This window comes from Streptomyces sp. DS1-CR2, from assembly GCF_055760475.1.
Genome location: NZ_CM147085.1, coordinates 7,593,318 through 7,619,960, shown reverse-complemented (window position 1 = coordinate 7,619,960; position 26,643 = coordinate 7,593,318). Strand labels below are relative to the sequence as shown.

Below are 26,643 nucleotides of genomic sequence, written 5' to 3'. Positions count from 1 at the left end.
CCGAAAGAGGACGAACGATGCATGCAGTCTCGTACACCGCCCAGTGGATGGCCGCCGCCCGGGCCCTGGAGTCCGAGCGCGACGACGCGCTCTACACCGACCCGCTGGCCCGTGACCTCGCGGCGCCCAAGGGCTTCGAACTCATCGACCGTTACGAGGGCGGCGGACTGCTGCCGTTCATCTCGATCCGCACCAAGTACCTGGACGAGTCCATCGAGTCGACCGTCGCCGAGGGCGAGATCACCCAGGTCGTGCTCATCGCCGCCGGCATGGACACCCGTTCCTTGCGCCTGGACTGGCCCGACGGCATCACGGTCTTCGAGGTGGACCACGGCCCGCTCATAGCAGAGAAGCGCCGCCGGCTCGACGCCCTTGGCGCCACCCCGCGCACCGACCGGCGGGAGGTCTCCGCCGACCTGACCGGTGAGTGGCTGCCCGATCTGGAGCAGGCCGGCTTCGACCCGACGAAGCCCACCCTGTGGGTCGCGGAGGCGCTGACGTTCTTCCTGACCGAGGAGCAGGCGGCGGGACTGCTGCAACTGCTCGCCTCGGCCTCCGCGCCCGGCAGCCGCCTCGCCTTCGACATCCTCGGCCGCGCCCTGCTGCGCTCCCCCTTCACCAAGCGCTTCCTGGACACCCTGGCCGCGGACGGCACCCCCTGGATCTTCGGCACCGACGAGCCGGAGGAGTTCCTCACCGCGAACGGCTGGAAGGTCACCGACCTCAAGGAGCCCGGCGAGCCGGGCGCCGGCGAGGGCCGCTGGCCCTACCAGGTCCAGCCCAGAAGCCGGCGCGGCGCCAACCGTCTGTGGCTGATCCGCGCCGAGACCGTGGCCAGCTGATGGCCACACACACCACCCTCGAGCGCATCGAGTCGTATCTGCCCGAGCGGAGCCTGCGGATCGAGGAGCTCGGCGAGCATCTCGGTCTGCGCCGCGCCGCGTTGGGAGTCTTCCGGAAGTTCTACGGACTCGACACCCTGCGCTTCGATCCGGAGCTGAACCTGTTCGATCTGCTGCTGCCCGCCGCCCGCGGCGCCCTGGACGCCCTCCCGGAGGGCGCACGCGTGGCCTACTTGGTCTACGCCCACACCACCCAGGCCGTCGCACCCCCCGATGTGGAGGTCGCCCAGGTCGTCCGCGACGACCTGGGACTGACAGATGCAGAGGCGTTCGGGCTCAGTCACCAGGCGTGCGTCTCCAGCCTCGGCGCCCTCGACGTGGTTGGCGAGCTCCTGCGCGCGGACGGCGACGAGAATGCGTACGCCCTGATGGTCACGGGCGAACGCGCCTACTCGCCGGTCGTCCAGCACATCCCCAACACCGCGATCATGGCGGATGCCGCGGCCGCCTGCCTTGTCACCCTGGACGGCACCGGCGACCGGGTGCGCTCGTTCGTCACCCGCACCCTGGGCGAGTACGCCGAGTGGCTGGAGCTGACTCCCGAGCAGAACACCGAGTTCGGCGAGCAGTACGGCACCCGGATCGCCGAGGTCATCCACCGGGCGGTGGACGAGGCCGGCCTGAGCTTCGCCGACATCGACCTGATCATCCCGCACAACGTCAACATGCTGGCGTGGCGCCAGACCATCAAGGCCCTCGACGTGCCCGCGGAGATGGTCTTCCTGGACAACGTGCCCCGCTACAGCCACACCTTCGCCTCCGACGTCTTCGTCAACTACACGACCCTGCGCGACGAGGGACGGCTGACCGACGGCGCCCACTACGTCCTTGTCTCGGTCGGCCTCGGCGCGACCTTCGGGGCGATGGTGATCACCCATCGCAGCCAGCGCGCCCGCGGGAAGGAGGCGGCAGCGGCATGACCGCCCGCCAGGAGGTGATCTCGGCGATCGAGAAGGGTCTCGGTGAGGTCCTCGAACGGCACATCACCGACCTCACCGAGGACACCCGCCTCTTCGACGACCTCCGCCTCGACTCCTCGTCCGTGCTCGAACTCCTGCTCCTGGTCGAGGACTCCACGGGTGTCGCCGTCGACCCCGAGACCCTCGACATCGACCACCTGCGCTCCGTCCGCTCCTTCGCCGACTACGTCGAGGGGCTGCTGAGCGCGGGAGAGGAGGGACCATGACCGGCCTCGTACTCCAAGCCACCGCTTCCGTGCGCTCGCCCGAGGGCCCAGGGGCCGGCGCCATCCAGGACCATCTCGGCTTCTTCGAGGACCTCCTCGGGCCCTTCGGCGCCAAGCCGGACGAGGAACTCCTCGCCACTGGGCGACATGTGACCCATCGTCAACTCGCTGACCGGTTGGCTGACTCCGAGGGTGTGCGCGACGCCCGTCCCCAGTTGCTGATCGTCGCCCATGCCCTGCCGGACGTGGTCCCGTTCACCGCCGTGGCACCCCATCTCACCGAGCTCCTCGGCGGTGAGGCGGTCAACTTCGCCCTCGCCCAGCAGGGGCTGGCGGCTCCGTTCACGGCGCTGCGCATCGCGGCAGCCTTCGCGCACTCCGGCCGGGCCGCCGAGGTGGTGCTCGCCGTACTGGAGCAGACCACCCTGCCCACCGAGGTCCCCCTGGTCCAGGAGAAGGGGCTGACCGACTCGGCCGCCGCCCTGGTGCTGCGGGCGGCATCCGGCCCCGGAGGCCTGCGACTGGCCCGGGTGGGATCGGGTCCCCTGCCCGACGGGCCGGACGGGGACGGCACCCTGTACGTCCTCGGCCCCTGCTCGACAGAGGGGGACGTACCGGAAGCATCAGATGTGCACCTCGCGCCGTCCGGCACCTACTGCACGGGGGTGTGGCTGGAGCTGGCCTCGCACTGGCAGGAGTGGCAGCACGGCTACCGCACGGTCGTCCTGCGCGACACCGACCCGCGCACCGGCCGCAGCCACCACGCGGTCTTCACCACCGCGCCGGCCACCGGCTGATGCGGATCGGCGTCGACCTGCTCCGCCTCGGCGAACTCGACCGGCTGCTGGCCCGCCCGTGGTTCCGTGCCTTCGCCTACGCGGACGGGGAGTTGGCGATTGCGGCCGGCTTCGGACCAGACCGTGGCCGGGAGTTCCTGGCTGGCCGCTTTGCCGTCAAGGAGGCCGTGCTGAAGGCGCTCGGCACCGGGGTGACGGGCGGGGTCCGCCCCTGTCAGGTGGCGGTCCTGCGGACGGACGAGGGCGCACCTCTCGTCCGTCTGACGGGCGCAGCCGCCGACCGGGCCGCAGCGGCGGGCATCACGGAGGTGCGGGTCTCCCTCACCCACAAAGGGGACCTCGCCTTCGCCGTGGCGCTCGCCCTGGAGGAAGGGCAGGACGGCCGGCACATCGACCCGGCCGACTTCCTCGCCACCGTGTGACGCCTGTTGGCCGGCCCTGTCGTTGAGTCGTGGCTCTGGCACTCGTTCTGGATGCTGTTGGTGATCTTCAGATGGCCAAGCTCCGGCAGAGGCGCCGAAAAAATGGCTGGCTGGTCTGATTGGACGCGGTGGGGTGGTGCCGGGCGGGAGGCATGCGCTGAGGCGGATGATGTTGATTCCGGCGGCGGTGAGCACATGCTGGACGTGGGTCTTTGCGATGTCGTGGTATCGGCAGTGGCGCAGGCTGTGGGCGCGGAAGATTTCAAGTCCAGTGAGAGGTCGTGATGCTACGAGGTCTGTGGTGCGGGCTCTTTGCGCTTGGCCGGGTCGTTGATCCATGCCGTCTGCGGTATCTCGGGTGGTCTGGGACGGCGTCCGAGGCGTTCGGGATGCCGGGCATGTGCCTCGGCGAGGGTGACGGCCCGCTGGTCACGGACCTCTTCGGCGGTGCCGAAGTGTACGCTGGCAGGTGTGTGGAGGCCGATGCCCGAATGCCGGTGCTCGTACGCGATGAAGGCGTCGAACCACTCCCGGGCAGTGCGAGGAAGTCGAACCGGGCGGGGTAGTCCGCCGCGTACTTGATCGTTTTGAAGTTCGCCTCGCTGAAGGGGTTGTCATTGCTGACCTTCGGCCGGCGAGTGCAACCTGGTGACACCGAGGTCGATCAGCAGCTGGGAGACCCTCTTCGAGGTCATCGAGGTGCCGTGGTCGGCGTGCACGGTCTCGGGCACGATGCCGTTGCGTTCGAAGGTCTCGCGGATCAACTCCTCGGCCCGCTTGGCCGATTCGGCCCGTTCCACGGTGTGGCCGGCGATGTAGCGGCTGAAGGTGTCGATGATGACGTAGGCGTGATACCAGGCGCCCTTGGCGGGCCCGGCCGCCTTGTTGATGTCCCAGGTGAACACCTGCGACGGCGCGGTGGCGGCCAGTTCCGGCACCGCGCAGGATCCGGTACATCGTCGAGACGGAGCAGTGATAGCGCCTGGCATCCAGTTCGCGGGCCCAGATCTGTGCGGGCGGCAGCTCAGCGTACTCGGCGCTGTTCATCAACTCCAGTACCGCAGAACGTCCTTCGGCCGTCAGGGCCGGGGGCTGGACCGCACATCACCGGGCGCCTTCGCAGGAGTTCGATGGTCTCGAAGTCCGGCGGCACGTCGTCGCCCTCGAGGTAGTTCACCAGGCCCAGGTCGAAGGCGCCCTCCTTCAGTCCGCGGTGGATCTCGGTCTGTTGCGTACCGACCACCTCGACCTGCGTCACCGGATGGGCTGCGCGGAACTCGCGGACCGTGGGGATGAGCAGGGGGACGGTCGCCGTGTTGACCGTGCCGAGCCGGACCATACGGCTGATGCGGTGCTGGTCGCCCGCCGCGCCGCGCAGCCGATCGACGGCATCCAGCACGCTCATGATGTGCGGCAGCAGTTCGCGGCCCTCGTCGCTGATCTTCGCCCCGGAACGCTTGCGCTCCAGCAGGTCCACGCCAAGTTCGCGCTCCAGGTTGCGGACGGTCTCGCTGAGCGCCGGCTGGGACACATGCAGTTGCTCGGCGGCGCGCCGGAGCGACCCCAGCCGTGTGACCGCGGCGACGTATTCGAGCTGGTCCATCCGCACCGCAGTAAGGATGCCTTTCCGGCCAGGCCTGTTCAAAGGGGATGGCCCTGGTGAGGACGACGGACGTTCGAGGGGCATGCCTCCCACGGCGGAGGTGTGCGCCGGGGACCTGCTCGGACGACGGACGGCGAGGATCTCGGGAGGCCCTCGACGGGGGCCTCCCAGGATCCTCACGGTGCCCGTCACCCGGCGGTGTCGATCACTGGACGGTGTTCGTCACTCGGCGGTGATCCGCAGGACGCCCGTGACCGTCCCCTGGTAGTAGACCCCACCCGGTGCCGCCGTGCCGGCCATCTGGAGGGTGTCGTAGAGGGAGCCGATGCCGACCTGGGAACTGCGGGTGACCTTTCCGGTGTCCGGATCGATCTCCGCATAGCGGTATGGGTCGAGGAGGCTGGTGCCGGACGTGCCCGGGATCAGCGGGTCGCGCAGCACCGTGTGCAGCTTGCCGTCCGCCAGCGACAGTTTGGGCACGGCCGCCGACCGCAGTGTGTTGTCCCACACGAGATCGCAGCCCAAGCCGTCGGCGCGGACGTTCACCCGGGTCAGCCCGCCGGTGAAGTCAGCCGATGCGGGCACGCTGTCCCCGGCGCCGTCCGGCACCGCCGGGTATGGGTAGCCGTAGGTGCTGGCCACGAAGACGCTGCGGCCCGCGCCGATCGGGGAGTTCTCGCTGCCCGCCCCACCGGCCAGCAGCACCGGTGTGGAGCAGATCCGCCGGCCGGTCGACGTCTCGTACACCTGGAGCTTCACCTGGGTGTCCGCGTTGTCCACGATGGCCACGTAGTCCGTCCCGTCACCGGGCCCGAAGAAGGTGGGCGTGGAGCCGCTGCCCCAGCTGAGCTGCCCCGGCTTGCGCGCCGAACCGCGGTCGTACGCCTGCCGCCAGGAGATACGTGGGATGCCGTCAGCGTCTGCGGTCAGCAGGTAGGTCGCCTGGGTCGTGGTAACGAGCGTGCCCTGGGGCGCGGTGGAGATGCTGTTCGCCACCTTTTCCCCATCGGGCAGTTGCAGGGTGCGTACGGTGCCGGTGCGGTCGTCGGCGGTGCCCACCAGCCCGTTGCCGGTCGCGAACCACACCCGTCCCTGCCAGTCCGGCGACAGCCCGGTCACGGCGTCGCCCTCGGGTATCGCTGAAGTCAACGGCAGTTTCTGATCTACCGTCAGGGTCCAGTCACCGTCCGCGTCCTGGTGATGGCCGATCCGCAGGAGCGACCTGCTCCCGTCCACCACGACAAGCCGGTCGTCCTGATCGATGTACGCATACACCCCGCCGAGCAACGACCCCTTGGTCAGGGTGAGTTCGGCGATCGAGCTGCCGTCGTCCGGGTCCAGCAGATGGACTGTGGGGACCTGCCCGAAGATGGACGTGCACAGTGCCACCGGATAGCCGTCCGAGCCGACCAGCACCGTCGGGCAGGCCGACGCGAGCGCCACCCGCTTCGAGGTGAGGGTGCCGGCCCCCGGCCCGGGCAGAGGCGTCGTGTCCGACGAACCGGTGTCCCCGTGCATGGTGGCCGTGCCGTCCGGGCCGGCGTAGGGGTTGTGCGGCGGCACCGGTGTGAAAACCGAGCCGGTGGCACTCGCCGGGGCCGCTGCCGCGGCGGCGATCACCCCCGCGGTGAGGGCCGTGACGAGCAGTCGTCTCGGCCGTGAACGGCCGGGGTCAGCGGAAGGCATACAGGTCTCCTGGGGTCGGGATAAGCCCTCGGGCCGTGTCGGCCCGGATGGGCAGGCAGCAGTACGGGCTGGTGGAAAATCGACTGCCGGGTGTCACGGTTCGACAGAATGAAAAAGCGGGCACATGCCCGACAGGTTCCGCACTTCAATTCAGCGTGGCGAAAGCGGAAACACCAGGCGGGCGCCGCCTATTTGTCGGCTGCCGCGTCGATCGTCATGCGCCGGGAAAGGGCGCCAACCGTCGCGTCATGAGTCTCGGGCGACTCTGCCTGAGGTGAGGCGCATGCGCTCACCTGCAAGTGCGTCGTGAGATCCGGGTGTATGACGTGCGCACGCGGGCCACCAAGGGCCTACACAGGCTGGCGGAAAGTCGAACAAAGTCGACATGGCGCCGCGCCGTCAGAAATGCTCCCGGATACATACCGGAAGACAATCAAGCGATGCGTGATCACGTCAACCTCGATTCTTCAGCGGGGTCGGTCGCTGATCGGCTCGGCGGTTCGCCCGTAATGTCCTCGCGCCATTCGAGGTGGGCCGTCGAATGACGCTGCGGGCGCGCCGGGTTCCACGGGCCCGGAGTGCTGCTGGTCTTCCTCCTTCCTGGACTTCGTCGGGGCGGTGTCTGGCCGTCAGGTGACGGCCGGCAGGTCGGTGAGCCGTTGCCAGCAGGTGGTGAACGTCGTCGCCCAGGACCAGGTGGAATCGATTCGCAGCCAGCGGCGCCGCGTGGGTGGTGAGGCGTGCGGGCAGGTGATAGAGGCGGAAACGCATGGTGTCGGGTTCGGCGTCCGCGAGGTCATCGATGTCGTGCAGGGCCAACAGCCGGACCCAGGCGTCCAGATCTGCGGCGAGATTCGCGCCCAGCATCCAACCGCGGTTCATCTCCCAGGACTTGTACGGGAGATTGTGCAGGCCCATGGCCTTGTTCGTCCGCACCCGATCTTCTACCCCGGCATGCGAGCGGTGCCGGACGTCGAGGAACTGGCTCTGGTGGGAGCCGGCGATGCCCCACATGTGGCAGATGTTGGTGGCGGTGATGCTGTAGCGCCAGCCGGTCTTCTCCTCGAAGGTGGTCAGCTTCCCCAGCTGCCGCCCCGACGGCCTGACCCGGCGCACGATCAGTCGCATCCCCTCCGGCCAGCCGTCGCGGGTGTTCAGATCACTCAACTCGGCGACGAAGTAGCCCTCTTGGAGATCTCCTTTGTGCTTCAGCGAGGTCTCCCAGATGTCCACGGGCAGTTTCGCGATGGCCCTCTCGTCAGCGTCGGTCATCTTCCACCCCACCGAGTAACGCACCGGGCGACGGGCGGTGTTCAACGCTTCGAGGCGTTCCAGCAGGCCATGGGTGGCACCGGCGCCGTCGACGCGGATGAGGATCTTGGCCTGGGAGGAGTGCGGTATCTGAGCCAGCGCGGCGGCCGGGACCCGGACATGGTCGGCCACCGTGTTCGCGCCGGCATTGCCCGCCCGCAGCTGCATCGCCAGCGATTCGCCCGTGTTCGCGCACCAGGCCGCCAGCGGGTGGAAGCCGAAGGTCTTCTTGAACGTGACGGCCGCCCCGGTCTTCTTGGAGGCCACCGTGATGAGCGTGGCGTCCATGTCGATGACGATCCAGCCCGTCAGGCGCTTGCCCGCCACGTTCAGCCAGGGGAAGCCGCCGGGTCGGAGGTGCAGCAGCGACCACACATGCCGACGCACCTTCCGGCGGGCCTTCGCGAGTTTGTCCAGGGCGGTTTCATCCAGAGCGGCCAGGGTGCGATGGGCGGTGGAGTCCGAAGCGGCTCTGCCGAACAGCGGCCGGTGGTGCAGCTGGAGTTGTTCGGCATGGCTCCGACCGCTGCTCCTCACGCCACAAGGGCGGGCGGTACCTGAAGCACCTCCCGACCCCGGAGCCCCTTGACAAGATCACCGAGCCACGCGAAAGCCGATGTTGCCCGTGGAGCTGTCGGGGGTGTTGGAACTGCGGGCCGCGACGCGATACCGGTTGCAGTACGAGTCGTGGCACATATGGGAGCCGCCGCGCATGACGCGGCTCGTGCCGGTGGGTGGGCCGGACGGGTCCTGGCGAAGGCCGGTGCGGTGGGAGTCGGAGCTGAACCAGTCTGCGCACCATTCCCAGACGTTGCCAACCGTGTTGTACAGGCCGTATCCGTTGGGGCGGTACGACTTCGCCGGGGCAGTGCCGAAGCGGGCGTGCGGCCCGGTGTTGCGGGTGGGGAATTCGCCCTGCCAGATGTTGCACATATCCCGGCCGCCGGGCGCCAGTTCGTCGCCCCAGGGGTAGCGACGCTGCTCCAGGCCACCGCGGGCGGCGAACTCCCACTCGGCCTCGGTGGGCAGGCGGGTGCCGGACCAGGAGCAGTAGGCCTGGGCGTCGTTCCACGAGACGTGGACGACGGAGTGGTTCTGCCGGGACTCGAAGGACGAGCCGGGGCCTGAGGGATGGCGCCAGGTCGCGCCGGACACTGCTCGCCACCACGGGGTCCCAGGTATCGGTGGTGAGGTGGCGGCGAACCGGTCGGGGAGGAATACGTCGACGACGTAGGAGAAGCCGAACTCCTCGGCTTCGGTGATGTGGCCGGTGGCCTTCACAAAGGAGGCGAACTGGGCGTTTGTCACGGTCGTTGGGGCGATCCGAAAGGGACCGATCTCCGTTTCGCGGACTGGGCCCTCGCCGTCGGCGGGGACGCCGTCCGGGTCGTCGGTGCCCATCAGGAAGCGTCCGCCGGGCAGGTCGATCAGCGGCCTGGCGACCCGGAGCGCAGCCGGATCCGTGAGGACGACAGCCGTCTGGATCGCCTGGGGCGCGGCCTGCCCTCGGCCGGGTGTGCAGCAGGACATGGTTCCCTCCTGAAGTGCTGGGGCGGGTGCGGCAGCCGGTGCCGCTCCCGGCGGGGTGCCCGCACTTGGGCCTGTGTGATGTCGTGATCAACATTGTCGAACCGGATCCACTTGGAAGGCGGATCCGGTAGGAAGACAGTCGTGACGCGAAGGCAACTCACCGACCGACAATGGAAGTTGATCGAGCCGTTCCTGCCGATAGGCGAGTACGGCCCGTACCCCGAGCGGCTGCGGGAGCAGTTCGAAGGGGTGATCTGGCGGTTCCGCACCAGCAGTCAGTGGCGGGAGATGCCGGGCGAGTTCGGCCCGTGGCCGACGGTCTACGGTCGCTTCCGGGTCTGGAGGGACGCCGGCGTGTTCACCACACTGCTGGAAGGTGTGATCGCCGAGGCCGCCCGGCAGGGGAAGACGGACTTGTCCCTGGTCAGCGTGGACTCCACGACCGCCCGCGCCCACCACGACGCCGCCGGGATGTGCATCGGCAAGGAGGTCATGGACGCCCTTGAGGAAGCCGCCGCCGACCAGGAGCGGGCCCGGCAAAAGGGGGCGGCCCGCCGGAACAGAACGGACACGACGGAAGTGACGACCCTGGCCGGGAAGAGCGGCGGCACATCAGGCGACGGCGCAAGCTCCGTTTGAAGGAAGCCCTGCTCGGCAGGTCCCGTGGCGGATTGACGAGCAAGGTTCATCTCGCAGCAGACCGCAAGTGCCGTCCGTTGTCGTTCGTCCTGACCGCAGGACAGGCAGCCGACAGCCCTCAGAGGGCGTTTGATCTAGGCAGATTGCCCTTTCTGTCCTAGTAGGTTCCTCGCCAGGTTGGCGTGGTCTCGTCCGTTATGCGCTTGGCGATGTTGTCGATGGATGCGACGTGGATCATGGCTTCGGAGCTGGCTGTGAGGGTTTCGTAGTCGCGGGCGAGGCGTCGATGCATCATGATCCACCCGATACTCCGCTCCACTACCCAGCGCCTCTTTACGACGTGAAATCCACGAACTCCGGGGTTTCTGTTGACGACTTCGACGTCGATTCCGAGCTGGGCTCCGTGCTCGACGACGGCGTTCTTGAACCCGGTGTCGACCCAGCTCTTGGAGATGGTCGGGTACGCCTCCTTCGCCTGGTCGAGGAGGCGTATTCCCAGGGTGTTCTCGGAGAGGCCGGCTGCGGTGACGGTCACAGCGAGGATGAGGCCGAGCGTGTCAGTCAGGATGCCGCGCTTCCTGCCCACGATCTTCTTGGCGGCATCGGTTCCCTGGCTGGTCACGGGCACATTGGTGGAGGTCTTCACGCTCTGGGTGGCCGACCGCGCGATCCTGTCCGCCCTGGCCCGAAGCCTGCCCGCCCTGCTCCGCCGCCATCGACTGGTCACCCCCGGCACGCTCCTGACCTGGCACCGCCGCCTGGTACGCCGCAAGTGGCGACAGCAACCGGCCAAGTCGGGCCGACCGCCGCTGGCCGAGGAACTCACCGCACTCATCCTCCGTCTGGCCCACGACAACCCGACCTGGGGATACGTCCGGGTCCAGGGAGAACTGCGCCGCCTGGGCCACCGCGACCATCCGCCGAGTGCTGCTCCGCAACAAGATCCCACCCGCGCCGACCCGCGCGACCGAGCACACCTGGCGTGCGTTCCTGCACACGCAGGCCGACACCCTGCCGGCGACCGACTTCTTCCACGTCGACTGCGCGATCAACCTGAAGCGCCTGTACGTCTTCTTCGTGATGGAGGTCGGCACCAGGACCGTCCACGTCCTCGGCGCTACCACGCAACCAACCGGCGACTGGGTCACCCAGCAGGCCCGCAACCTTCTCCTCCAACTCGGGGACCGCGCCCACCCGTTCCGCTTCCTGATCAGGGACCGCGACGCCAAGTTCACCCAGGCCTTCGACGCGGTGTTCGCCGGCAACGGCATCCAGGTCCTCAAGGCCGCCCCACAAGCACCGAAGATGAACGCCTTCGCGGAACGCTGGATACGCACCGCCCGAGCCGAGTGCACCGACCGGATACTGATCTTCGGTCAACGCCACCTGCGCACCGTGCTGGACCAGTACGCGACGCACTACAACACCGCAAGGGCCCACCGAAGCCTGGACCTTCGCGCTCCCGGCGACGACCCCACCGTCATCCCCTTCCCCGCAGGGCGCGTCCGACGCCGAAAGATCCTCGGCGGACTCCTCAACGAGTACCACCGAGCCTCCTGATGAACCATCACTCCCCAGCAGGAAAACCCCAGCTCACAGCATGTTTGGAGATTTTGACACCCTTCAGGCGTCGAGCCGATCTGCCGGGTCCTCACCGACCACGACTGCAAGATCGCCCCCTCCACCTACTACGCCCACCACAAACGCCGCAGCTCACCGTCGGCCCGGGTCGTGCGGGACACCGAGCTGAAGGAGAGGATCAACGAGGTCTACCAGTCCAACTACCGTGTCTACGGGGCGAGAAAGATCTGGCGCGAGCTGAACCGCCAGGGCCTCGCGGTGGCCCGCTGCACCGTCGAACGGCTCATGCGCGAGCTGGGCATCACCGGCGCCGTCCGCGGCAAGAGGGTGATCACAACGATCCCGGACGAGAAGGCCGAGCGGGCCCCGGACCGCGTCGACCGCAACTTCGTCGCCGACGCCCCGAACCGCACCTGGGTCGCGGACTTCACTCACGTGACCACCTGGGCCGGCGTTGTCTACGTCGCCTTCGTCGTGGACACCTTCTCCCGCCGCATCGTCGGCTGGTCGGCGGCCATGACGAAGGAGACCCAACTCGTCCTGGACGCACTCGAGATGGCCCTGTGGCAACGCGACCGCGATCAACATCCCTATGTGCGCGGGGAGTTGATCCATCACTCGGATGCGGGATCACAAGGCGGATTCAATCGGTCGTCGCAACACCTCATGATCAGCGAGGTGTGGGATGGTTCGTCGTCAGCAGGCAGCCGATCGGGCGATCCGGCCAAAGTTGAGGTCTCCGGGGCATCCGAAATTTCAGCGTCATATCGAAGCAGCGTTCTGGGATGAAATCGCCAAAGGTCTCCTCGCGGAGGAAGCGGCCGGGGTTATCGGCGTGGCGCCGGCGGTGGCCACGCGCTGGTTTCGGCAGTGTGGCGGCATGCGACCGTTCGATCCGAAGCCGAATTCGGGCAGGTACCTGTCGTTCTCTGAGCGGGAGGAGATCGCGCTCCTCAACGCCCAAGGCATGGGCGTTCGTGAAATCGCTTCGCAAGTCGGCCGTGATCCGGGGACGATTTCCCGCGAGTTGCGGCGCAACGCGGGCACCAGGGGCGGGAAGCTCGATTACCGGGCCTCGGTCGCGCAATGGAAGTCGGACATGGCCGCCCGCCGCCCGAAGACATCGAAGCTGGTCGCCAATCCGCGGTTGCACGCATACGTCCAGGAGCGGCTGTCCGGAGAGATCAGCACGCCTGGCGGCAGGGCGATCGCAGGACCTTCGACAGGCGCGTGGACGGGGCGGAACAAGCCGCACCGCAAGGACCGCGCGTGGGTGCAGGCGTGGAGTCCGGAACAGATCGCGAACCGGATCAAGGTTGATTTCCCGGATGATGAGTCCATGCGCATCAGCCACGAGGCGATCTACCAGGCTCTCTACGTTCAGGGCCGTGGGGCGCTGAAGCGAGAGTTGATCTTGTGTCTTCGCACGGGCCGCGCACTGCGTGCCCCGCGCGCTCGTTCGCGCCGCAAGACCTGGGCGCATGTGACGCCCGAAGCGCTGATCAGTGAACGGCCTGCCGAAGTCGAGGACCGTGCCGTTCCTGGCCACTGGGAAGGCGACCTGATCATCGGGCTGGAGCGGTCCGCGATCGGCACTGTCGTTGAGCGGTCAACTCGATTCACGATGCTGGTTCACCTGCCGCGCGAGGAAGGGTACCGGCACAAGCAATCGGTCAAGAACGGTCCTGCGCTGGCCGGTTATGGGGCGATCACGATGAAGACCGCCCTCGCCAATACGATGTCGACGCTGCCCGAACAGCTGGCACGGTCGCTGACCTGGGATCGCGGCAAGGAGATGTCGGCCCATGCGCAATTCAGAGTCGAGACGGGCATTCCGGTTTTCTTCGCCGATCCGCATAGTCCGTGGCAGCGTGGCACGAACGAGAACACCAACGGGCTCTTGCGCCAGTACTTCCCGAAAGGCACCGATCTCTCGAGATGGTCCGCCGAGGAAGTCGAGGCCGTCGCTCACACTCTCAACAGCAGACCCCGCAAGACGCTCGGTTGGAAGACACCCGCCGAGGCGTTCAACGAGCAGCTACAGTTGCTTCAACAAGTTGGTGTTGCAACGACCGGTTGAATCCGGTCAATACACGTCGTTCAAGCTGGCCGAACACCTCGACGCCGCCGGCCTCGCGGCGAGTATCGGATCAGTCGGCACCAGCGCGGACAAGCGCTTGTCCGCGCTGGTGCCGACCGCGCCGCGGGAGCGTTTCACGCCGAGTTTCCGGCAGAGCTTGGCGAAGTCCTTCGATGCGCATTGGGCGCCGTTGTCGCTGTGGAAGATCGCCCCGTCGAGGTTGCCGCGGGTAGCGGCAGCCATCTTCAGTGCGTCTTCGACGAGTTCGGCGCGCATGTGGCCGGCGATTGACCAACCCGCGACGCGTCGGCTGAAGCAGTCGATGACGGTGGCCAGGTAGAGGAACTTCCCGTCGCCGAGGGGGAGATAGGTGATGTCGCCCATGTATTTCAGGTTCGGTGCGGTCGCGGTGAAGTCCCGCTGGAACAGGTCGGGCACCGGGGTCGCGGACGGCTCGGGCACGGTGGTGCGGATCTTCTTGCGCAGGTGGGTCCCCACGATGCGGAACTTGCGCATCACCCGGGCGACGCGCTTTTCGTTGACAATCCCGGCGTCGGGGGCCTCGCGGAGCTCGGCGGTGATCCTGGGAGATCCGTAGGCGCCGCCGGAGGCGGCATGGATCTCCTTGATCTTCCCGGCGAGCTCGACGTCCTCACGCTCGCGCAGAACGCGGGCCTCGTGGGCGCCGGCCCACTTGTAGTAGCCCGAGCGGTTCACGCCGAGCACCTGACACAGCCGCGTGACCTCATGGTCGGTGCGTTGATCCTCGATGAACTGGTAGCGGCTGGTCACCAGCTCATCTCCTGCGCGAAAAACTTCGTCGCCTTGCGCAGGATGTCCCTCTCCTCGGTGGCCGTGGCTGCCTCCTTCCGGGCCGCCCGCAGTTCCGCCCGCAGGGCGTCGTTCTCGGCCTGGAGCTCCTCAAGGCTCCGGCCGGCCCCGTCGGGCCCGGTGGTAGTGGTCATGTTCTTCCTTGCCGTGCGGCCGCCCGCGGTGGTCGTGCGGTCCTTGCGGATCCAGTTCCGCAGGGTCTCCGCGTTCACCCCGAGATCGCGGGCGACCTGCGCGATCGTGAGGTCGGGGTCCGACGCGTACAGAGCCACGGCATCCGCCTTGAACTCCGAGGAGTAAACCTTCATCACCATCGGTGACATCACTCTCTCCGGACCCTCAGGCCCAGTGTCCATGATGTCTACCTACCGGGGGGAATCGCCATCGAAGCCCCTTCACGACAGTGGGCCGACATCACTGTCGAGCACGACGGAACGGTGTGGCGGGCGCGAGTGCCGTTGGAGGGACGTGGTGACCCCATCGAGCACCCCGGCATGATGCTTGCCGAACTGTTCGGCGAGAAGCGACACCTGGCCATGGCCGACGGCGTGATTGTCCACAACGCACTCTGAGGCGGGGCATACACGGAAACCGGGACACGCCCTAACCTGCGCGGATGAGGTTTTCGGCAAGCGCACCGTCGACCGGCACCTCGCACCCTTGTGCATGGTCCTCAGCTCCCAGGCCCTGACCAGCACCATCGACCACCTGTAACACCGCCTGGCCGGCTTCCGCACCCAGGATGCCCTGGCCGCGTCGACGGACTTCCCGCAGGGCGAGTAACCACGGGATACCGACCCGCACCCCGCACCCCGCCCGTCAGAAGTTGGTCAGCCCCTCCAGCTTCTGACGCAGCGATTCCTGCAAGTGGCGTTCCATCACGGCATGCGCCTGCGCTGTGTCCTGCCGCCGCATCGCCTCGACCAGCGCACGGTGGTCGGTCAACTCGGCCTGCTCGTGCAGGCGCCGGTCCATATGGGGCGCCAGGTGGTACATCCGTCGCGCCTCCTCGACGAACCCCTTGAGCGTTCGCGCCGCCCGCCGGTTGCCCGCGAGCTCGGCGATGCCCACGTGAAAGGCGGCAGCAGCGTCCAGGGCGGCATCCACATCGGTGGCCGCCTCCTGCACGTCCACGAGGCCCTGAAGGCGGTCGAAATCCTCGGGCATGGCCCGCTTCGCCGCCTCCACCACCAGATACGGCTCGATCAGCTGACGCATCGCGTAGATCTCCCGGACGTCGTCGAAGCGCAGCGGCTGCACCATGTAGCCCTTGCGGGGCAGCACAAGGACCCACTCCTCGTGCACGAGGAGGCGCAGCGCTTCGCGGACCGGGGTCTTGGACACCCCGTACTCCGTGGCCAGTTCGTGCTCGAGCAGCAGGCTCTCGGGGCGGCGGCGCGCGGTGAGGATGTCGTGCTTGAGGGCCTCGTAGACGCGCTCCGTCATGGACTGGCGTGCACCACCTGCCTGCGGCGGGAGGGCGGACTCGCTCTGCGCCACTGATCTGCCTTTCGCTCGCAATGGACCCGGGCCAGGGGACCCGGTATGCGGCCGGAATTCGGAAGGCCAGGTTATCTCTCTTGACGCCTGGTGTGACGCTCGGCATAGTTCACGCACATCTCCAGAGTATTACAGATATATCTCTGAGCCGATCGGTGCTCGGAGGTGCCACCTGTCGATGAGGAGTGAGTGGCAACGTGCCGAAGACCGCAGCCGACAAGATCTGGGACGCGCACGTCGTCAGGACCGACGACGCCGGCCGCGACCTGCTGTACATCGACCTGAACCTGATCCACGAGACGAACACCCCGGTCGCCTTCGACAACCTCCGCGCCAAGCAGCGCACCGTCCGCCGCACCGACCTCACCCTGGGGACCGAGGACCACGTCACCCCCACCATCGACACCGCGCAGGACCTGACGGGCACGATCGCGGAGCCCTTCGTCGCGCACATCCGCCGCAACTGCAAGGAGTTCGGGATCGAGCTGTACGAGCTCGGCCACGCGTCGCGGGGCATCGTGCACGTCATCGGCCCCGAACTCGGGCTCTCCCAGCCGGGGACGACCATCGTGTGCTGCGACTCGCACACCTCGACGCACGGCGCCCTGGGGGCTCTCGCCTTCGGCATCGGGACCAGCCAGGTCGAGCACGTCCTGGCGACCCAGACCCTGCCGATGACGCGGATGAAGAACATGCGGGTCACCATCGAGGGCGAGCTGCCCGCCGGTGTCTCGGCCAAGGATGTCGCCCTGGCTCTGATCGAGAAGATCGGTACGGCCGGGGGCCAGGGGCACGTCATCGAGTACCAGGGCTCGACGATCCGGGCGATGTCCATGGAACAGCGGATGACGCTGTGCAACATGAGCATCGAGGCGGGAGCCCGGGCCGGTTTCGTCGCCCCCGACGAGGTCACGTTCGCCTACCTCGCCGGACGCCGGCACGTCCCGGCGGGCGAGGCCTTCGAGGCGGAGAAGGAGCACTGGGCGCAGTTCGTCTCCGACCCGGACGCCGTCTTCGACCGCGAGGTCCATCTCGACGCCTGCACGCTCAGCCCACGCGTCACCTGGGGCACCAACCCCGGCCAGAGCGTCCCGCTGACCAGCGCCGTCCCTGCCCCCGACTCCTTCACCGACCCGGTCGAACAGGCGGCGGCAGAACGGGCCCTGGCCTACATGGATCTCCAGCCGGGCACTGCGATGGGATCGATCCCGGTCGACGCGGTCTTCATCGGGTCCTGCACCAACGGGCGGATCGAGGACCTGCGCCAGGTCGCGGACATCTGGCGGGGGCGCACGGTGGCCGACGGCCTCCGGGTGCATCTCTCACCGGGCTCGGAAGCGGTACGCCGACAGGCGGTTGACGAGGGTCTCGACAAGATCTTCGCCGCGGCCGGAGTCCCGCTGCGCGCCCCCGGCTGCTCGATGTGTGTAGCGATCAACGGCGAGGTCCTCGCCCCCGGCACGCGCGCCGCCTCCACCAACAACCGCAACTTCGAGGGCCGACAGGGACCAGGCGTACGGACACACGTCGTCTCCCCCGCCGTCGCGGCAGCCACCGCCGTCGCGGGCCGCCTCGCCGCACCGAGCGAACTCTGAGGATGACGACGAAGACAAGGATGACCATGGAACCGCTGATCACCCACACCGGCATCGCCGTCCCCCTGCGACGCGACAACGTCGACACCGACCAGCTCTATCCCTCCCAGCGCATCTTCAACATCCCGCTCACCCGGACCGGCCACGCCGACGCGCTGATGGCCGAATGGCGCAAGGACCCCGACTTCGTACTCAACAACCCCGCATACGAAGGAGCTTCGGTCCTCGTCGCCGGCCGCGACTTCGGCACCGGGTCCTCACGCGAATGGGCGGTGTGGGCGCTCGTCGACTACGGCTTCCGTGTCGTGCTCGCGCCACGCTTCGCCGACATCCTCCGGGGCAACACCGTCGAGAACGGCCTCCTCGCAGCCGAGATGAGCGAGGCGGACATCGAAGAGCTGTGGGACCGGCTGGAGGAAGCACCGGGCACGCGCATCGAGGTGGACCTGGAGCAGCGGACGGTCCGTTGCGGGGAGTCCTGTTACGACTTCGACTACCCCGAGCCCTTCCGGCAGCGGATCATGCACGGCCTCGACGAGATCGCCCTCACCCTCGAACACGCCGACGAGATCGCGGACTTCGAGTCGCGGCGGCGCCCCACGATGCCGCGTGTGACGGACGGGGCCGCCCGATGAGCGTCACGACAACCTCCGAGTCCGAACGCATCCGGCGCCGGCTCTTCGGCCAGGTCGATCCGGAGCGCATCCATACGACCGAGGTGCCGCGCCATGACCCGGGCCCGTTGAAGTCCTGGGCCGCGCTCCCCGGCTTGAGCTCGCTGGTGGCGGACGCGCTGGACGAGGTGGGGGCGGGCGCCGTGCTCGGCACCGACGCCCTTGCGCCGCTGGCGCCCGGGATGCGGATGTGTGGACCGGCCGTGACCGTGCGCTATGTCGGTGTGCACGGCGAGCCCGCCACCCACCGAGCCGCCCGCGCCGCCGTCCTCGCCGGTGACCGCGACCTGTACGCCGTCGCGCGGCCTGGCGACGTCGCCGTCATGGACTGCGGGGGCGCGAACTCCGCCGTCATGGGCGGGCTTTCCGCGCAGTGGGCGCTGAAAGCCGGTGTCGCCGGCTGTCTGGTCGACGGCGCGGTCCGGGACACCACCGCGATCGTCGAATCCGGACTCCCGGTCTGGAGCCGGCACAGCAGCCCCCTGGCGGCGCGCCACCGGGTGGAAGCGGTCGCCCTCAATGACGTCGTGAACATCGCAGGCCGACCGGTCAGGCCGGGCGACTACATCGTGGGCGACGCCGACGGCATCTGCATCGTCCCCCACGCGCTCGTGCCCACCGTGGCCGAGCGGTGCCTGTCGGCCCATGCCGGCGAGGAAGAACTGACCGCGGCCATCGCCGCCGCCACCGATCTCGAAGAGCTGGTCCGCGCCCTGCGCACGACCCGCGTAGCGGACTGACCCGGGGAGCACCCATGGACTTCTCACTCGACGATCGCTACACGGTACGCGAGGGAACCGCGTACCTCACCGGTATCCAGGCCCTGGTGCGGATGGTGCGCGACAACGCCCTGGCCGACCGGGAGCGCGGCCTGCGTACGGGCTCGCTCGTCTCCGGTTACGAGGGCTCCCCGCTGGCCGGTTACGACATGGAACTCGCCCGCCGCAAAGCCCTGTTCGAGGGTCTCGACCACGTCCACCTCCCCGGTGTGAACGAGGAGCTGGCGGCCACCTCGGTGATGGGCTCCCAGCTCGCCGACCAGGCCGGCAGCCTGAAGGTCGACGGCGTCACGGGCTACTGGTACGGCAAGTCCCCCGGTCTCGACCGGGCCTCCGACGCGCTGCGCCACGCCAACCTGGTCGGCACCCATCCGCGAGGCGGCGCCGTCGCCCTGGCCGGGGACGATCCGGCCGGCAAGTCCTCCTCGCTGCCGTGCGCCTCCGAGTACACCCTGGCCGATCTGCAGATGCCGACCCTGTATCCGGCCGACGCGCAGGACGTGCTCGAGATGGGGCGGCACGCGGTGGAGATGTCGCGCCACTCCGGCCTGTGGTCGGCCATGAAGATCACCACGGCGGTGGCGGACGGCGCATGCACCGCGACAGTGCGCACCCCACCTCCCCCCACCCTTGAGGCTGGTGACCACCGCCCCGACGCGATACTCGCAGCCCCCAACCTCATCAACCTCGAGCGCAGCCAGATCTCCCAACGCCTGCCGCGCGCACTCGCCTACGCTGCCGCCCACCGACTCAACCGGGTCGTGACACACACACCCGACGACCGCATCGGTCTGGTCTGCGCCGGCAAGACCTACCTCGACGTCTGCGACGCGCTCGGCCGCCTCGGCCTCGACCAGGACGAGCTGGAACGCCGGGGAATCCGCCTCCTCCGCCTCGGCATGATCTGGCCGCTCGACCCCACCGAGATCCGCGACTTCGCGCAAGGCCTGCAAGAGATCATCGTGGTGGAGGAGAAGCGCCCCTTCCTGGAGGACGCTGTCCGTAACCTCCTCTACGGCTTCCCCGACTCCCCTCTGGTCCTGGGCAAGCATGACGACCATGGGCACGAACTCGTCAGTCCGGTCGGCGAATTGGACGCCGACCAGGTGGCCAAGGCGCTCGCCCGCCGACTGGGCGACGTCCACGGCATCGAGTCCGTACGGGCCTGGAAGGAACAGCTCCCGCGTACGCGTACCGCACTGCCCCTGCTCACGCGGACGCCGTACTTCTGCTCCGGCTGCCCGCACAACAGCTCCACCAAGGTCCCCGACGACTCCGTCGTCGGTGCCGGCATCGGCTGCCACGGCATGGTGCTCCTCACCGATGACAAGCAGACCGGCAAGGTGCTCGGGCTGACCCAGATGGGCGGCGAGGGCACCCAGTGGCTGGGCATCGCCCCGTTCGTCGCCGAGAACCACTTCATCCAGAACATCGGCGACGGGACGTTCACCCACTCCGGCAGCCTCGCCCTGCGTGCGGCGGTCGCCTCGGGCGCCAACATCACCTACAAGCTCCTCTACAACTCCACCGTCGCGATGACCGGCGGCCAGGACCCGGTCGGCGAGCTCTCGCTGCCCCGGCTTGTCCGGCTGCTGCTCGCCGAGGGCGTCAGCAAGGTCGTGGTGACGTCCGAGGATGTACGACGCACTCGCCGCCAGGGCCTGCCCTCGCAGGTGCAGATCCGTGACCGCGACGAAATCGTAGTCATCCAGGAAGAGTTGGCGGCGGTGCCCGGCGTCACGGTGCTCGTCCACGACCAGGAGTGCGCGGCGGAGAAGCGGCGCAAGCGTAAGCGCGGAAAGGCGGAGACGCCCCGTACTCGCGTAATGATCAACGAGCGGGTCTGCGAGGGCTGCGGCGACTGCGGCGAGAAGTCCAATTGCCTGTCGGTGCACCCGGTGGAGACGGAGTACGGCCGTAAGACCCGCATCCACCAGTCCTCGTGCAACCTCGACTACTCGTGCCTGAAGGGCGACTGCCCTTCCTTCGTCACGGTCACCGTGGGCGAGCAGAAGCCCCGGCGGGCCAGGGCCGCCGACATCGAGGCCGACGGCCTCCCCGTACCCGAAGTGCAGGAAACCGGCGGTGACTTCAGTCTGCGGATCACCGGCATCGGCGGCACGGGCGTCGTCACCGTCGCCCAGATCGTCGCCACGGCCGCCGTCATCGACGGACGCTCCGTACGGAGCCTGGACCAGACCGGCCTCGCGCAGAAGGGCGGTGCGGTCGTGTCCGACATCAGGATCACCGACCGCGAGGTCGCCTCGAAGATCCCGGCATCCGGCTGCGACCTCTACCTGGTCTGTGACTCCCTTGTCGGAACCGACCCGACGCACCTCAAGGTCGCCGATCCCACGCGCACCACCGTGGTCGCCTCCACTGCCGAGGTTCCCACCGGACACATGGTCGTCGACACCGGCATCCGCTTCCCGGACGTCGACCAGGTCCGTGACTCCCTGGCATCGGCCGCCCGCAGGCATCTCGGCGTGGACGCGGCTCAGATGGCCGAGCGGCTCTTCGGTCACGAGCAGTACGCCAACATGCTGCTCGTCGGTGTCGCCTGGCAGCTCGGCCAACTCCCGGTCAGCGCCACGGCCCTGGAGCACGCCATCTCGCTCAACGGCGCCGCGGCGAAGACCAACATCCAGGCCTTCCGGCGCGGCCGCCAGCTGGTCAGCGACCCGGCAGCGGTCGAGAACCTCATACGTCCGCAGCGGCCACAGGCGCCCTCCCCCGCATTGCCTGATGCGACAGGTGTTCGTGAACTGGTCAACGCCGTCCCCGGCACCGAACTCGCCCGCCTCCTCGACATCCGCGTACCGGACCTCATCGACTACTCCGACATCGAATACGCCCGCCGTTACGCCGAGTTCGTCGAGCAGGTCCGGGTCCGCGAGAGCGCGGCCGTACCGGGATCGACGACCGTGACCGAGGCGGTGGCACGCCACCTTTACAAGCTGATGGCCTACAAGGACGAGTACGAGGTCGCGCGCCTCGTCCTCCAGGCCGGTCTCGACGAGACGGTCTCGCAGGAGTTCGGCGTGGACGCCCGCTACCGCGTACAACTCCACCCGCCGATCCTGCGCGCCCTGGGCATGAAGAAGAAGATCGGCTTCGGCGCCGCCTCCCGCCCCGTCTTCACCGCACTCCGCGCGGCCCGACGGCTGCGCGGCACAAAGCTCGACGTCTTCGGATGGCATCCGGTACGGCGCATGGAACGCGACCTCATCACCGAATACCGCACCGCGATCGAGCACGCCCTCCCCCACCTGCACCCGGACACCCTGGCCACCATCCTCAAGCTGGCCGAACTCCCCGACCGGGTACGCGGTTACGAGCAGATCAAGGTCGCCAACGTCGCCACGTACCGCAGTGACCTGACCAGGGCCCGGGCCGACCTCGACCGCCTCTCGGACCACTCCTCGGCCCCCGCCGCCGGGCCTCGTTGATCCACGCCCCCTCCCCCGCGCAGGCCGACTCCCACCCAGGAGAACCATCATGCTCATCCGCAAACGGGCCCTCGCCGATCAATCACCTACCGAGGGCAGCGCCCCGACCGACGACGGGGACGACGGACAAGGAACGTCACGCACGAGCCGTCTCCGTATCGGCGGGATGCCGGTGTGGGTGTTCGCGGCGATCCTCGCCGCGGTGATCGCCGCTGTGTACACGGACAGCCTGCCGCCCGGGATGGTCTCCGGTTTCGTGGTGACCATGACGATGGGATGGCTGCTGACCTGGATCGGCGGCCGCGTGCCCGTGCTGCGGGACTTCGGACTGCCCATCCTGCTCTGTGTGTTCGGGCCTGCCCTCCTGGTGTACGCGGGTGTGCTGCCGAAGGAAGTCGTCGATCTGGTAACCACGTTCGTGGACAAGGAGGGGTTCTCCGACTTCGTCCTCATCGCGGTCATCACCGGCGCCATTCTGGGCATGCCGCGTGCGTTGCTGATCAATGCCGGTGTGCGCTTCGCCGTCCCGGTCGTCGGCACCATCGCTGTCGTGTTCATCGTGATCGGCCTGCTCGGCGCGGCCATGGGTTACGGCTTCGCCGACGCGATGCTGATGATCGCGGCGCCGATCATGGCCGGTGGACTGCCGCTCGGAGCCCTCCCCATGAGCGAGATGTACGGCGAACGGCTCGGCGTCGAAGCGAGCAGCCTGCTCGGCAGCCTGGTCTCCACCGTCCTCCTGGCCAACATCGTCTGCATCCTCTGCGCCTCCCTCCTCAACGGCCTGGGCAAGCGCAAGATCCGCCCCTTCGTCGGCTTCAACGGGGACGGCAAGCTCCTCCGCATCGAGAACGGTTCCGAGAAGTTCGCACCGCCGAAGTCCGTCACCCAGGCGAACCTCCTCGCCCTGGGCCAGGGGCTGCTCATCGCGGGAACCCTTCTCGTCGCCGGCACCATGCTCGAACACCTCGCCCCCGGCCTGCACGCCTACGCCTGGACCACCCTCCTCGCCGTCACCGTCAAGATCTTCCGCCTGCTTCCGACCGACCTGGAGGACGCGACGGCCGCCTGGGGAAGTCTGGCCACCACCCTGTTCGTACCACCCCTCCTTGTCGGGATCTCGATCGCCACCATCGGCATCTCCGAGATCCTGACCTCCCTCAGCGACCCCCGGTTCGTCGTCCTCACGGTCGCCACCGTGCTGCTCGCCGGGATGACGGCAGGTGCACTGGGATGGCTGGCCAAGTTCTACTTCATCGAGGCAGCCATCGCACCCGGCCTGGTCATGGCCGACACCGGCGGATCCGGCGACGTCGCCGTCCTCTCCGCCAGCGAACGCATGCACCTCATGCCGTTCGCCACCGTGGCGAACCGTGTCGGAGGGACCCTGGTCCTCTTCGTCACCTCGCTCCTGACCCCGCTGCTCACATGACGCGCTCTCACCGGCATCACGGCGACGGCAGGACCGAAGTCCGTCCGGACCTGGTCGTCGCCCGGCATCCCGGCCGGGACCTGATGCTCGACCTGTACATCCCGGCCGACGCAGCAGGTCCGTGCCCGGTTGTCGTATGGATCCACGGCGGCGCATTCGTCCGCGGGGACCGCAAGAAGATGCCGGAGCAACACGGTGCCCTCGCCTCCCGGGGCATTGCGGTGGCGAGCATCGAGTACCGCCTGAGCCACGAGGCGACGTTCCCCGCCCAGCTCTTCGACGTCCGCGCCGCCACCCGGTACCTGCGCACCCACGCCTCCACCCTGGGCATCTCCCCCGACGCACTCGACCTCTGGGGCGCATCGGCCGGCGGCCATCTCGCCGCACTGGCAGGCCTGTTGGGCCACAGGGCACAGCTGCCGGGCGAAGGCGATCTCCACGGCGACGTCTCTGTACGCGCAGTGTCGGATGCGTACGCCCCCACCGGCATGACGACGTCTGCGCCCCCGCCGAAACTGACCACCCTCCCGGGCCTCAACGGCCCCTCCTGGACGGACCGTTTCCTCGGAGGTTCCCCCGACGAGCTTCCGGAGCTCGCGCGAACGGCAAGCCCGCTCCACCATCTCCGGCCCGACGCCCCACCGTTCCAGATCTGCCATGGCACGGCCGACGACCTGGTCTCGTGGTGCCACAGCTGGAACCTGCACACGGCACTCGTCGCAGCCGGCGCGGAAAGCGATCTGTACCTTCTCGACGGCTACCGCTCAACGCCGCCCGGCGCGGCGATCTGGCGGCGGACGCCCTGCTGGACGGCGGGCGCCTGGCCGCAGAGGGCGCCGCTGCCGCGCGGCACCACGGCGGCGCGACGGGCAAGAGCCAGGACGCTGTGTTCGGATTCGGCGACGTGGCCTCGTTCTTCGCCCGGCACCTCTCCGCTCCCCATTGACGCCGGTAGGCGACCCGCCGGGGGCCGCCGGAAGGCAATTCGCCGGGGCCGCGCCGCGCAATCCGCTCCGAGCGGCCGGAAGAGGTGCCGCCCGTCACCGGACCTGCCTCACATCGTGAGCAGTACGCGGACATCCCGTGCCGTCGGCCGGAGTTCGTCGCCACCCCATGACCGCCTCCCACCCACCACTCGGAAGGAACAGTTGCCGCCCGTGCCGAAGACTACCGCTGACCAGATCTGGCTCGCTCGCGTCATCGCGTCGGCCGACGCCGGACGCGACCTCCTCTTCGTCGACACGTCCGGCCGCCGGAGACAACTCTCCGAGCCCAGGGGCCAGCTTTCCCGGACCGACGGCCCGACCCCGGCGACAACGCCGGCAGGGGAGTGACCATGAACCGCACCAGTCACCGGACCGACCGATGGGCGACGCGCGCCTGGTATCCCTGGGTGATCATCGGCCTGATCTGGTTGGCGAACATCCTCTCGTTCTTCGACCGGCAGGCCATGGCGTTCGTGGCGCCGTTCATGTCGACCGAACTGGGCTACACATCGACCCAGATCGGATTGATCAGCGGGGCGGTGTTCCTGAGCTACACGCTGGTCCAGATCCCGGGCGGATGGCTCGGCGACAAGTTCGGACAGCGGCGCTGGTTTCTCGTCGGCATCGCATCGTGGTCCGTGTTCAGTGCACTGAGCGGCTTCGTCGCGCAGATGTTCCTGATGCTCCTGCTCGTCCGCTTCGCGATGGGCGTCGGCGAAGGAATCGCGCCGCCGACCGGGTACCGCGTCATCGCCAACTGGTTCGGGCACGGCCGCCGTACCTTCGCCCTCGGCATGATGCTGACGTCCGCTGCGATCGGCCCTGCGCTGGCGCCCCTGATCGCGGCACCTATCATCCGCGACGCCGGCTGGCGCTGGGTCTTCTACCTGACCCTGGTGCCCGGAATCGTCGTCGGCGCTCTCGTGCTGCTGCTGATGCGCGATTCACGGGACCGGGTCGACGCGCCGCAAGCCGCGGCGCGATCGGTGCAGTCCGACAAGGGCTTTCAGCTGCGCAACCTCATGTCCCTTCATCTGCTCGGCCAGTTCGCGGGAATCTTCTTCCTCGCCTTCACGCTGTACGGCCTCAACGCCTGGCTGCCCACCTATCTCGTCACGTACCGGCACCTCGACCTGTCGACCCTGGCGTCGTACTCCAGCCTTCCCTACATCGCCGGCGTCCTCGGCATGGTCATCGGCTCGTTCCTGTGCAACAGGGTGCTCGCCGAGCGACGCACGGAATTCATTGTCGCCGGACTCCTGGCCGCCGGGCTCTGCGTCGCGGGTGTCTGGATCGCCGAGAGTACCGTCATCGCGGAGATGTTCCTGATCTGCGGCCTCTTCTTCGCCTACATGATCATGGGCCCGGCATTCTCCCTGCCGCTGGACACAGTCCCGACCTCGGGCGCCGGGACCTACATGGGTGCGGTCAACATGGCTCCGCAGATCGCGGGTTTCTCAGCCCCGATCGTCATCGGTGTACTGGTCAGCGGTGACTCCTTCGCACCGGCGTTCGTCGCCATGATCGGCGCGATGATCCTCTCCGCAGTAACCCACCTGCTCGTACGCCGGGCGACCCGCAGAAGGGCCCATATACAGCCGGCCCCGAGGCAGTTGCCCGAACACAGCGGCAACGTCTGAACACAGCTGCACCCAACCAA

The 26,643-nt window shown here is 68.2% G+C and carries 20 protein-coding genes and 4 pseudogenes; 16 read left to right on the top strand and 8 right to left on the bottom strand.

The genetic code is table 11. The features are described 5' to 3' along the window. Nucleotides 1-17 precede the first annotated feature (17 nt). The 5 genes from ACY0PA_RS35615 to ACY0PA_RS35595 are packed head-to-tail and all read left to right on the top strand — an operon-like array spanning nt 18 to nt 3,307. On the top strand, nt 18-842 hold the full coding sequence (locus ACY0PA_RS35615) for a class I SAM-dependent methyltransferase (RefSeq protein WP_473081531.1): 825 nt from the start codon (nt 18-20) through the stop codon (nt 840-842). Continuing rightward, nucleotides 842-1,822, top strand: a complete 981-nt coding sequence (locus tag ACY0PA_RS35610) for a 3-oxoacyl-[acyl-carrier-protein] synthase III C-terminal domain-containing protein (protein ID WP_473081530.1) — start codon at nt 842-844, stop codon at nt 1,820-1,822. The genes ACY0PA_RS35615 and ACY0PA_RS35610 overlap by 1 nt, the downstream gene beginning before the upstream one ends. After that, nucleotides 1,819-2,088, top strand: coding sequence for a phosphopantetheine-binding protein (locus ACY0PA_RS35605; protein ID WP_473081529.1), 270 nt, complete (start codon nt 1,819-1,821; stop codon nt 2,086-2,088). The genes ACY0PA_RS35610 and ACY0PA_RS35605 overlap by 4 nt, the downstream gene beginning before the upstream one ends. Beyond that, nucleotides 2,085-2,885: a hypothetical protein gene (locus tag ACY0PA_RS35600; RefSeq protein ID WP_473081528.1), complete on the top strand. Its 801-nt coding sequence runs from the start codon at nt 2,085-2,087 to the stop codon at nt 2,883-2,885. The genes ACY0PA_RS35605 and ACY0PA_RS35600 overlap by 4 nt, the downstream gene beginning before the upstream one ends. After that, entirely contained in the window at nt 2,885-3,307 is a 423-nt protein-coding gene (locus tag ACY0PA_RS35595) for a holo-ACP synthase (RefSeq protein ID WP_473081527.1), read from the top strand. The genes ACY0PA_RS35600 and ACY0PA_RS35595 overlap by 1 nt, the downstream gene beginning before the upstream one ends. A gap of 614 nt (nt 3,308-3,921) precedes the next feature. Here ACY0PA_RS35595 and ACY0PA_RS35590 read toward each other — a convergent pair. From ACY0PA_RS35590 to ACY0PA_RS35570, 5 genes and pseudogenes are all read right to left on the bottom strand, one after another. Next, complete coding sequence (locus ACY0PA_RS35590; protein WP_473081526.1) at nt 3,922-4,245, bottom strand: integrase catalytic domain-containing protein; 324 nt, start codon at nt 4,243-4,245, stop codon at nt 3,922-3,924. Between the two features lie 161 nt (nt 4,246-4,406). Beyond that, nucleotides 4,407-4,916, bottom strand: a pseudogene (locus tag ACY0PA_RS35585) (LysR family transcriptional regulator); the annotation flags it as partial. A gap of 216 nt (nt 4,917-5,132) precedes the next feature. Beyond that, nucleotides 5,133-6,596, bottom strand: a complete 1,464-nt coding sequence (locus ACY0PA_RS35580; protein ID WP_473081525.1) for an NHL repeat-containing protein — start codon at nt 6,594-6,596, stop codon at nt 5,133-5,135. 453 nt (nt 6,597-7,049) lie between these two features. Then, nucleotides 7,050-8,444: an IS1380 family transposase gene (locus tag ACY0PA_RS35575; RefSeq protein ID WP_473081524.1), complete on the bottom strand. Its 1,395-nt coding sequence runs from the start codon at nt 8,442-8,444 to the stop codon at nt 7,050-7,052. Nucleotides 8,445-8,501: 57 nt separating this feature from the next. After that, on the bottom strand, nt 8,502-9,437 hold the full coding sequence (locus ACY0PA_RS35570; RefSeq protein WP_473081523.1) for a formylglycine-generating enzyme family protein: 936 nt from the start codon (nt 9,435-9,437) through the stop codon (nt 8,502-8,504). Nucleotides 9,438-9,578: 141 nt separating this feature from the next. Between ACY0PA_RS35570 and ACY0PA_RS35565 the strand changes: the two are divergent. After that, nucleotides 9,579-10,198, top strand: a pseudogene (locus ACY0PA_RS35565) (transposase); the annotation flags it as partial. A gap of 35 nt (nt 10,199-10,233) precedes the next feature. On the opposite strand, the pseudogene ACY0PA_RS35560 reads toward ACY0PA_RS35565, so the two are convergent. Beyond that, nucleotides 10,234-10,731, bottom strand: a pseudogene (locus tag ACY0PA_RS35560) (transposase); the annotation flags it as partial. 269 nt (nt 10,732-11,000) lie between these two features. Between ACY0PA_RS35560 and ACY0PA_RS35555 the strand changes: the two are divergent. The 3 genes from ACY0PA_RS35555 to ACY0PA_RS35545 all read left to right on the top strand — a co-directional run bounded on the left by ACY0PA_RS35555 (nt 11,001) and on the right by ACY0PA_RS35545 (nt 13,737). Continuing rightward, the gene (locus ACY0PA_RS35555; RefSeq protein ID WP_473081522.1) at nt 11,001-11,636 is read left to right on the top strand and encodes an integrase core domain-containing protein; all 636 of its coding nucleotides are present in this window, start codon (nt 11,001-11,003) and stop codon (nt 11,634-11,636) included. A gap of 78 nt (nt 11,637-11,714) precedes the next feature. Beyond that, on the top strand, nt 11,715-12,446 hold the full coding sequence (locus ACY0PA_RS35550) for an IS3 family transposase (protein ID WP_473086535.1): 732 nt from the start codon (nt 11,715-11,717) through the stop codon (nt 12,444-12,446). After that, entirely contained in the window at nt 12,343-13,737 is a 1,395-nt protein-coding gene (locus ACY0PA_RS35545) for an IS30 family transposase (RefSeq protein ID WP_473081521.1), read from the top strand. The genes ACY0PA_RS35550 and ACY0PA_RS35545 overlap by 104 nt, the downstream gene beginning before the upstream one ends. 99 nt (nt 13,738-13,836) lie before the next feature. On the opposite strand, the pseudogene ACY0PA_RS35540 reads toward ACY0PA_RS35545, so the two are convergent. After that, a pseudogene (locus ACY0PA_RS35540) lies at nt 13,837-14,882 on the bottom strand (IS3 family transposase); the annotation flags it as partial. Between the two features lie 505 nt (nt 14,883-15,387). Then, complete coding sequence (locus ACY0PA_RS35535) at nt 15,388-16,014, bottom strand: GntR family transcriptional regulator (RefSeq protein ID WP_473081520.1); 627 nt, start codon at nt 16,012-16,014, stop codon at nt 15,388-15,390. Nucleotides 16,015-16,265: 251 nt separating this feature from the next. Between ACY0PA_RS35535 and leuC the strand changes: the two genes are divergently transcribed. The 7 genes from leuC to ACY0PA_RS35500 are packed head-to-tail and all read left to right on the top strand — an operon-like array spanning nt 16,266 to nt 26,623. Continuing rightward, nucleotides 16,266-17,663: a 3-isopropylmalate dehydratase large subunit gene (leuC, locus tag ACY0PA_RS35530; protein ID WP_473081519.1), complete on the top strand. Its 1,398-nt coding sequence runs from the start codon at nt 16,266-16,268 to the stop codon at nt 17,661-17,663. Nucleotides 17,664-17,689: 26 nt separating this feature from the next. Beyond that, entirely contained in the window at nt 17,690-18,298 is a 609-nt protein-coding gene (gene leuD, locus ACY0PA_RS35525; protein ID WP_473086534.1) for a 3-isopropylmalate dehydratase small subunit, read from the top strand. Then, nucleotides 18,295-19,077 carry an RraA family protein gene (locus tag ACY0PA_RS35520; RefSeq protein WP_473081518.1) on the top strand — a complete coding sequence of 261 codons (783 nt, stop codon included), beginning with the start codon at nt 18,295-18,297 and terminating at the stop codon, nt 19,075-19,077. The genes leuD and ACY0PA_RS35520 overlap by 4 nt, the downstream gene beginning before the upstream one ends. 14 nt (nt 19,078-19,091) lie before the next feature. Further along, complete coding sequence (locus ACY0PA_RS35515) at nt 19,092-22,565, top strand: indolepyruvate ferredoxin oxidoreductase family protein (protein ID WP_473081517.1); 3,474 nt, start codon at nt 19,092-19,094, stop codon at nt 22,563-22,565. 49 nt (nt 22,566-22,614) lie between these two features. Then, nucleotides 22,615-23,997: a 2-hydroxycarboxylate transporter family protein gene (locus tag ACY0PA_RS35510; RefSeq protein ID WP_473081516.1), complete on the top strand. Its 1,383-nt coding sequence runs from the start codon at nt 22,615-22,617 to the stop codon at nt 23,995-23,997. After that, entirely contained in the window at nt 23,994-25,331 is a 1,338-nt protein-coding gene (locus ACY0PA_RS35505) for an alpha/beta hydrolase fold domain-containing protein (RefSeq protein WP_473081515.1), read from the top strand. The genes ACY0PA_RS35510 and ACY0PA_RS35505 overlap by 4 nt, the downstream gene beginning before the upstream one ends. 2 nt (nt 25,332-25,333) lie before the next feature. After that, nucleotides 25,334-26,623, top strand: coding sequence for an MFS transporter (locus ACY0PA_RS35500; protein ID WP_473081514.1), 1,290 nt, complete (start codon nt 25,334-25,336; stop codon nt 26,621-26,623). The last annotated feature ends 20 nt before the right edge of the window (nt 26,624-26,643 follow it).

Bases quoted from the DNA above. Each gene is read 5' to 3' on its own strand.
- ACY0PA_RS35615 (WP_473081531.1), top strand. From the start codon at position 18: ATGCATGCAGTCTCGTACACCGCCCAGTGGATGGCCGCCGCCCGGGCC.
- ACY0PA_RS35610 (WP_473081530.1), top strand. From the start codon at position 842: ATGGCCACACACACCACCCTCGAGCGCATCGAGTCGTATCTGCCCGAG.
- ACY0PA_RS35605 (WP_473081529.1), top strand. From the start codon at position 1,819: ATGACCGCCCGCCAGGAGGTGATCTCGGCGATCGAGAAGGGTCTCGGT.
- ACY0PA_RS35600 (WP_473081528.1), top strand. From the start codon at position 2,085: ATGACCGGCCTCGTACTCCAAGCCACCGCTTCCGTGCGCTCGCCCGAG.
- ACY0PA_RS35595 (WP_473081527.1), top strand. From the start codon at position 2,885: ATGCGGATCGGCGTCGACCTGCTCCGCCTCGGCGAACTCGACCGGCTG.
- ACY0PA_RS35580 (WP_473081525.1), bottom strand. From the start codon at position 6,596: ATGCCTTCCGCTGACCCCGGCCGTTCACGGCCGAGACGACTGCTCGTC.
- ACY0PA_RS35570 (WP_473081523.1), bottom strand. From the start codon at position 9,437: ATGTCCTGCTGCACACCCGGCCGAGGGCAGGCCGCGCCCCAGGCGATC.
- ACY0PA_RS35545 (WP_473081521.1), top strand. From the start codon at position 12,343: ATGGTTCGTCGTCAGCAGGCAGCCGATCGGGCGATCCGGCCAAAGTTG.
- ACY0PA_RS35535 (WP_473081520.1), bottom strand. From the start codon at position 16,014: ATGACGGAGCGCGTCTACGAGGCCCTCAAGCACGACATCCTCACCGCG.
- leuD (WP_473086534.1), top strand. From the start codon at position 17,690: ATGGAACCGCTGATCACCCACACCGGCATCGCCGTCCCCCTGCGACGC.
- ACY0PA_RS35520 (WP_473081518.1), top strand. From the start codon at position 18,295: ATGAGCGTCACGACAACCTCCGAGTCCGAACGCATCCGGCGCCGGCTC.
- ACY0PA_RS35515 (WP_473081517.1), top strand. From the start codon at position 19,092: ATGGACTTCTCACTCGACGATCGCTACACGGTACGCGAGGGAACCGCG.
- ACY0PA_RS35510 (WP_473081516.1), top strand. From the start codon at position 22,615: ATGCTCATCCGCAAACGGGCCCTCGCCGATCAATCACCTACCGAGGGC.
- ACY0PA_RS35505 (WP_473081515.1), top strand. From the start codon at position 23,994: ATGACGCGCTCTCACCGGCATCACGGCGACGGCAGGACCGAAGTCCGT.
- ACY0PA_RS35500 (WP_473081514.1), top strand. From the start codon at position 25,334: ATGAACCGCACCAGTCACCGGACCGACCGATGGGCGACGCGCGCCTGG.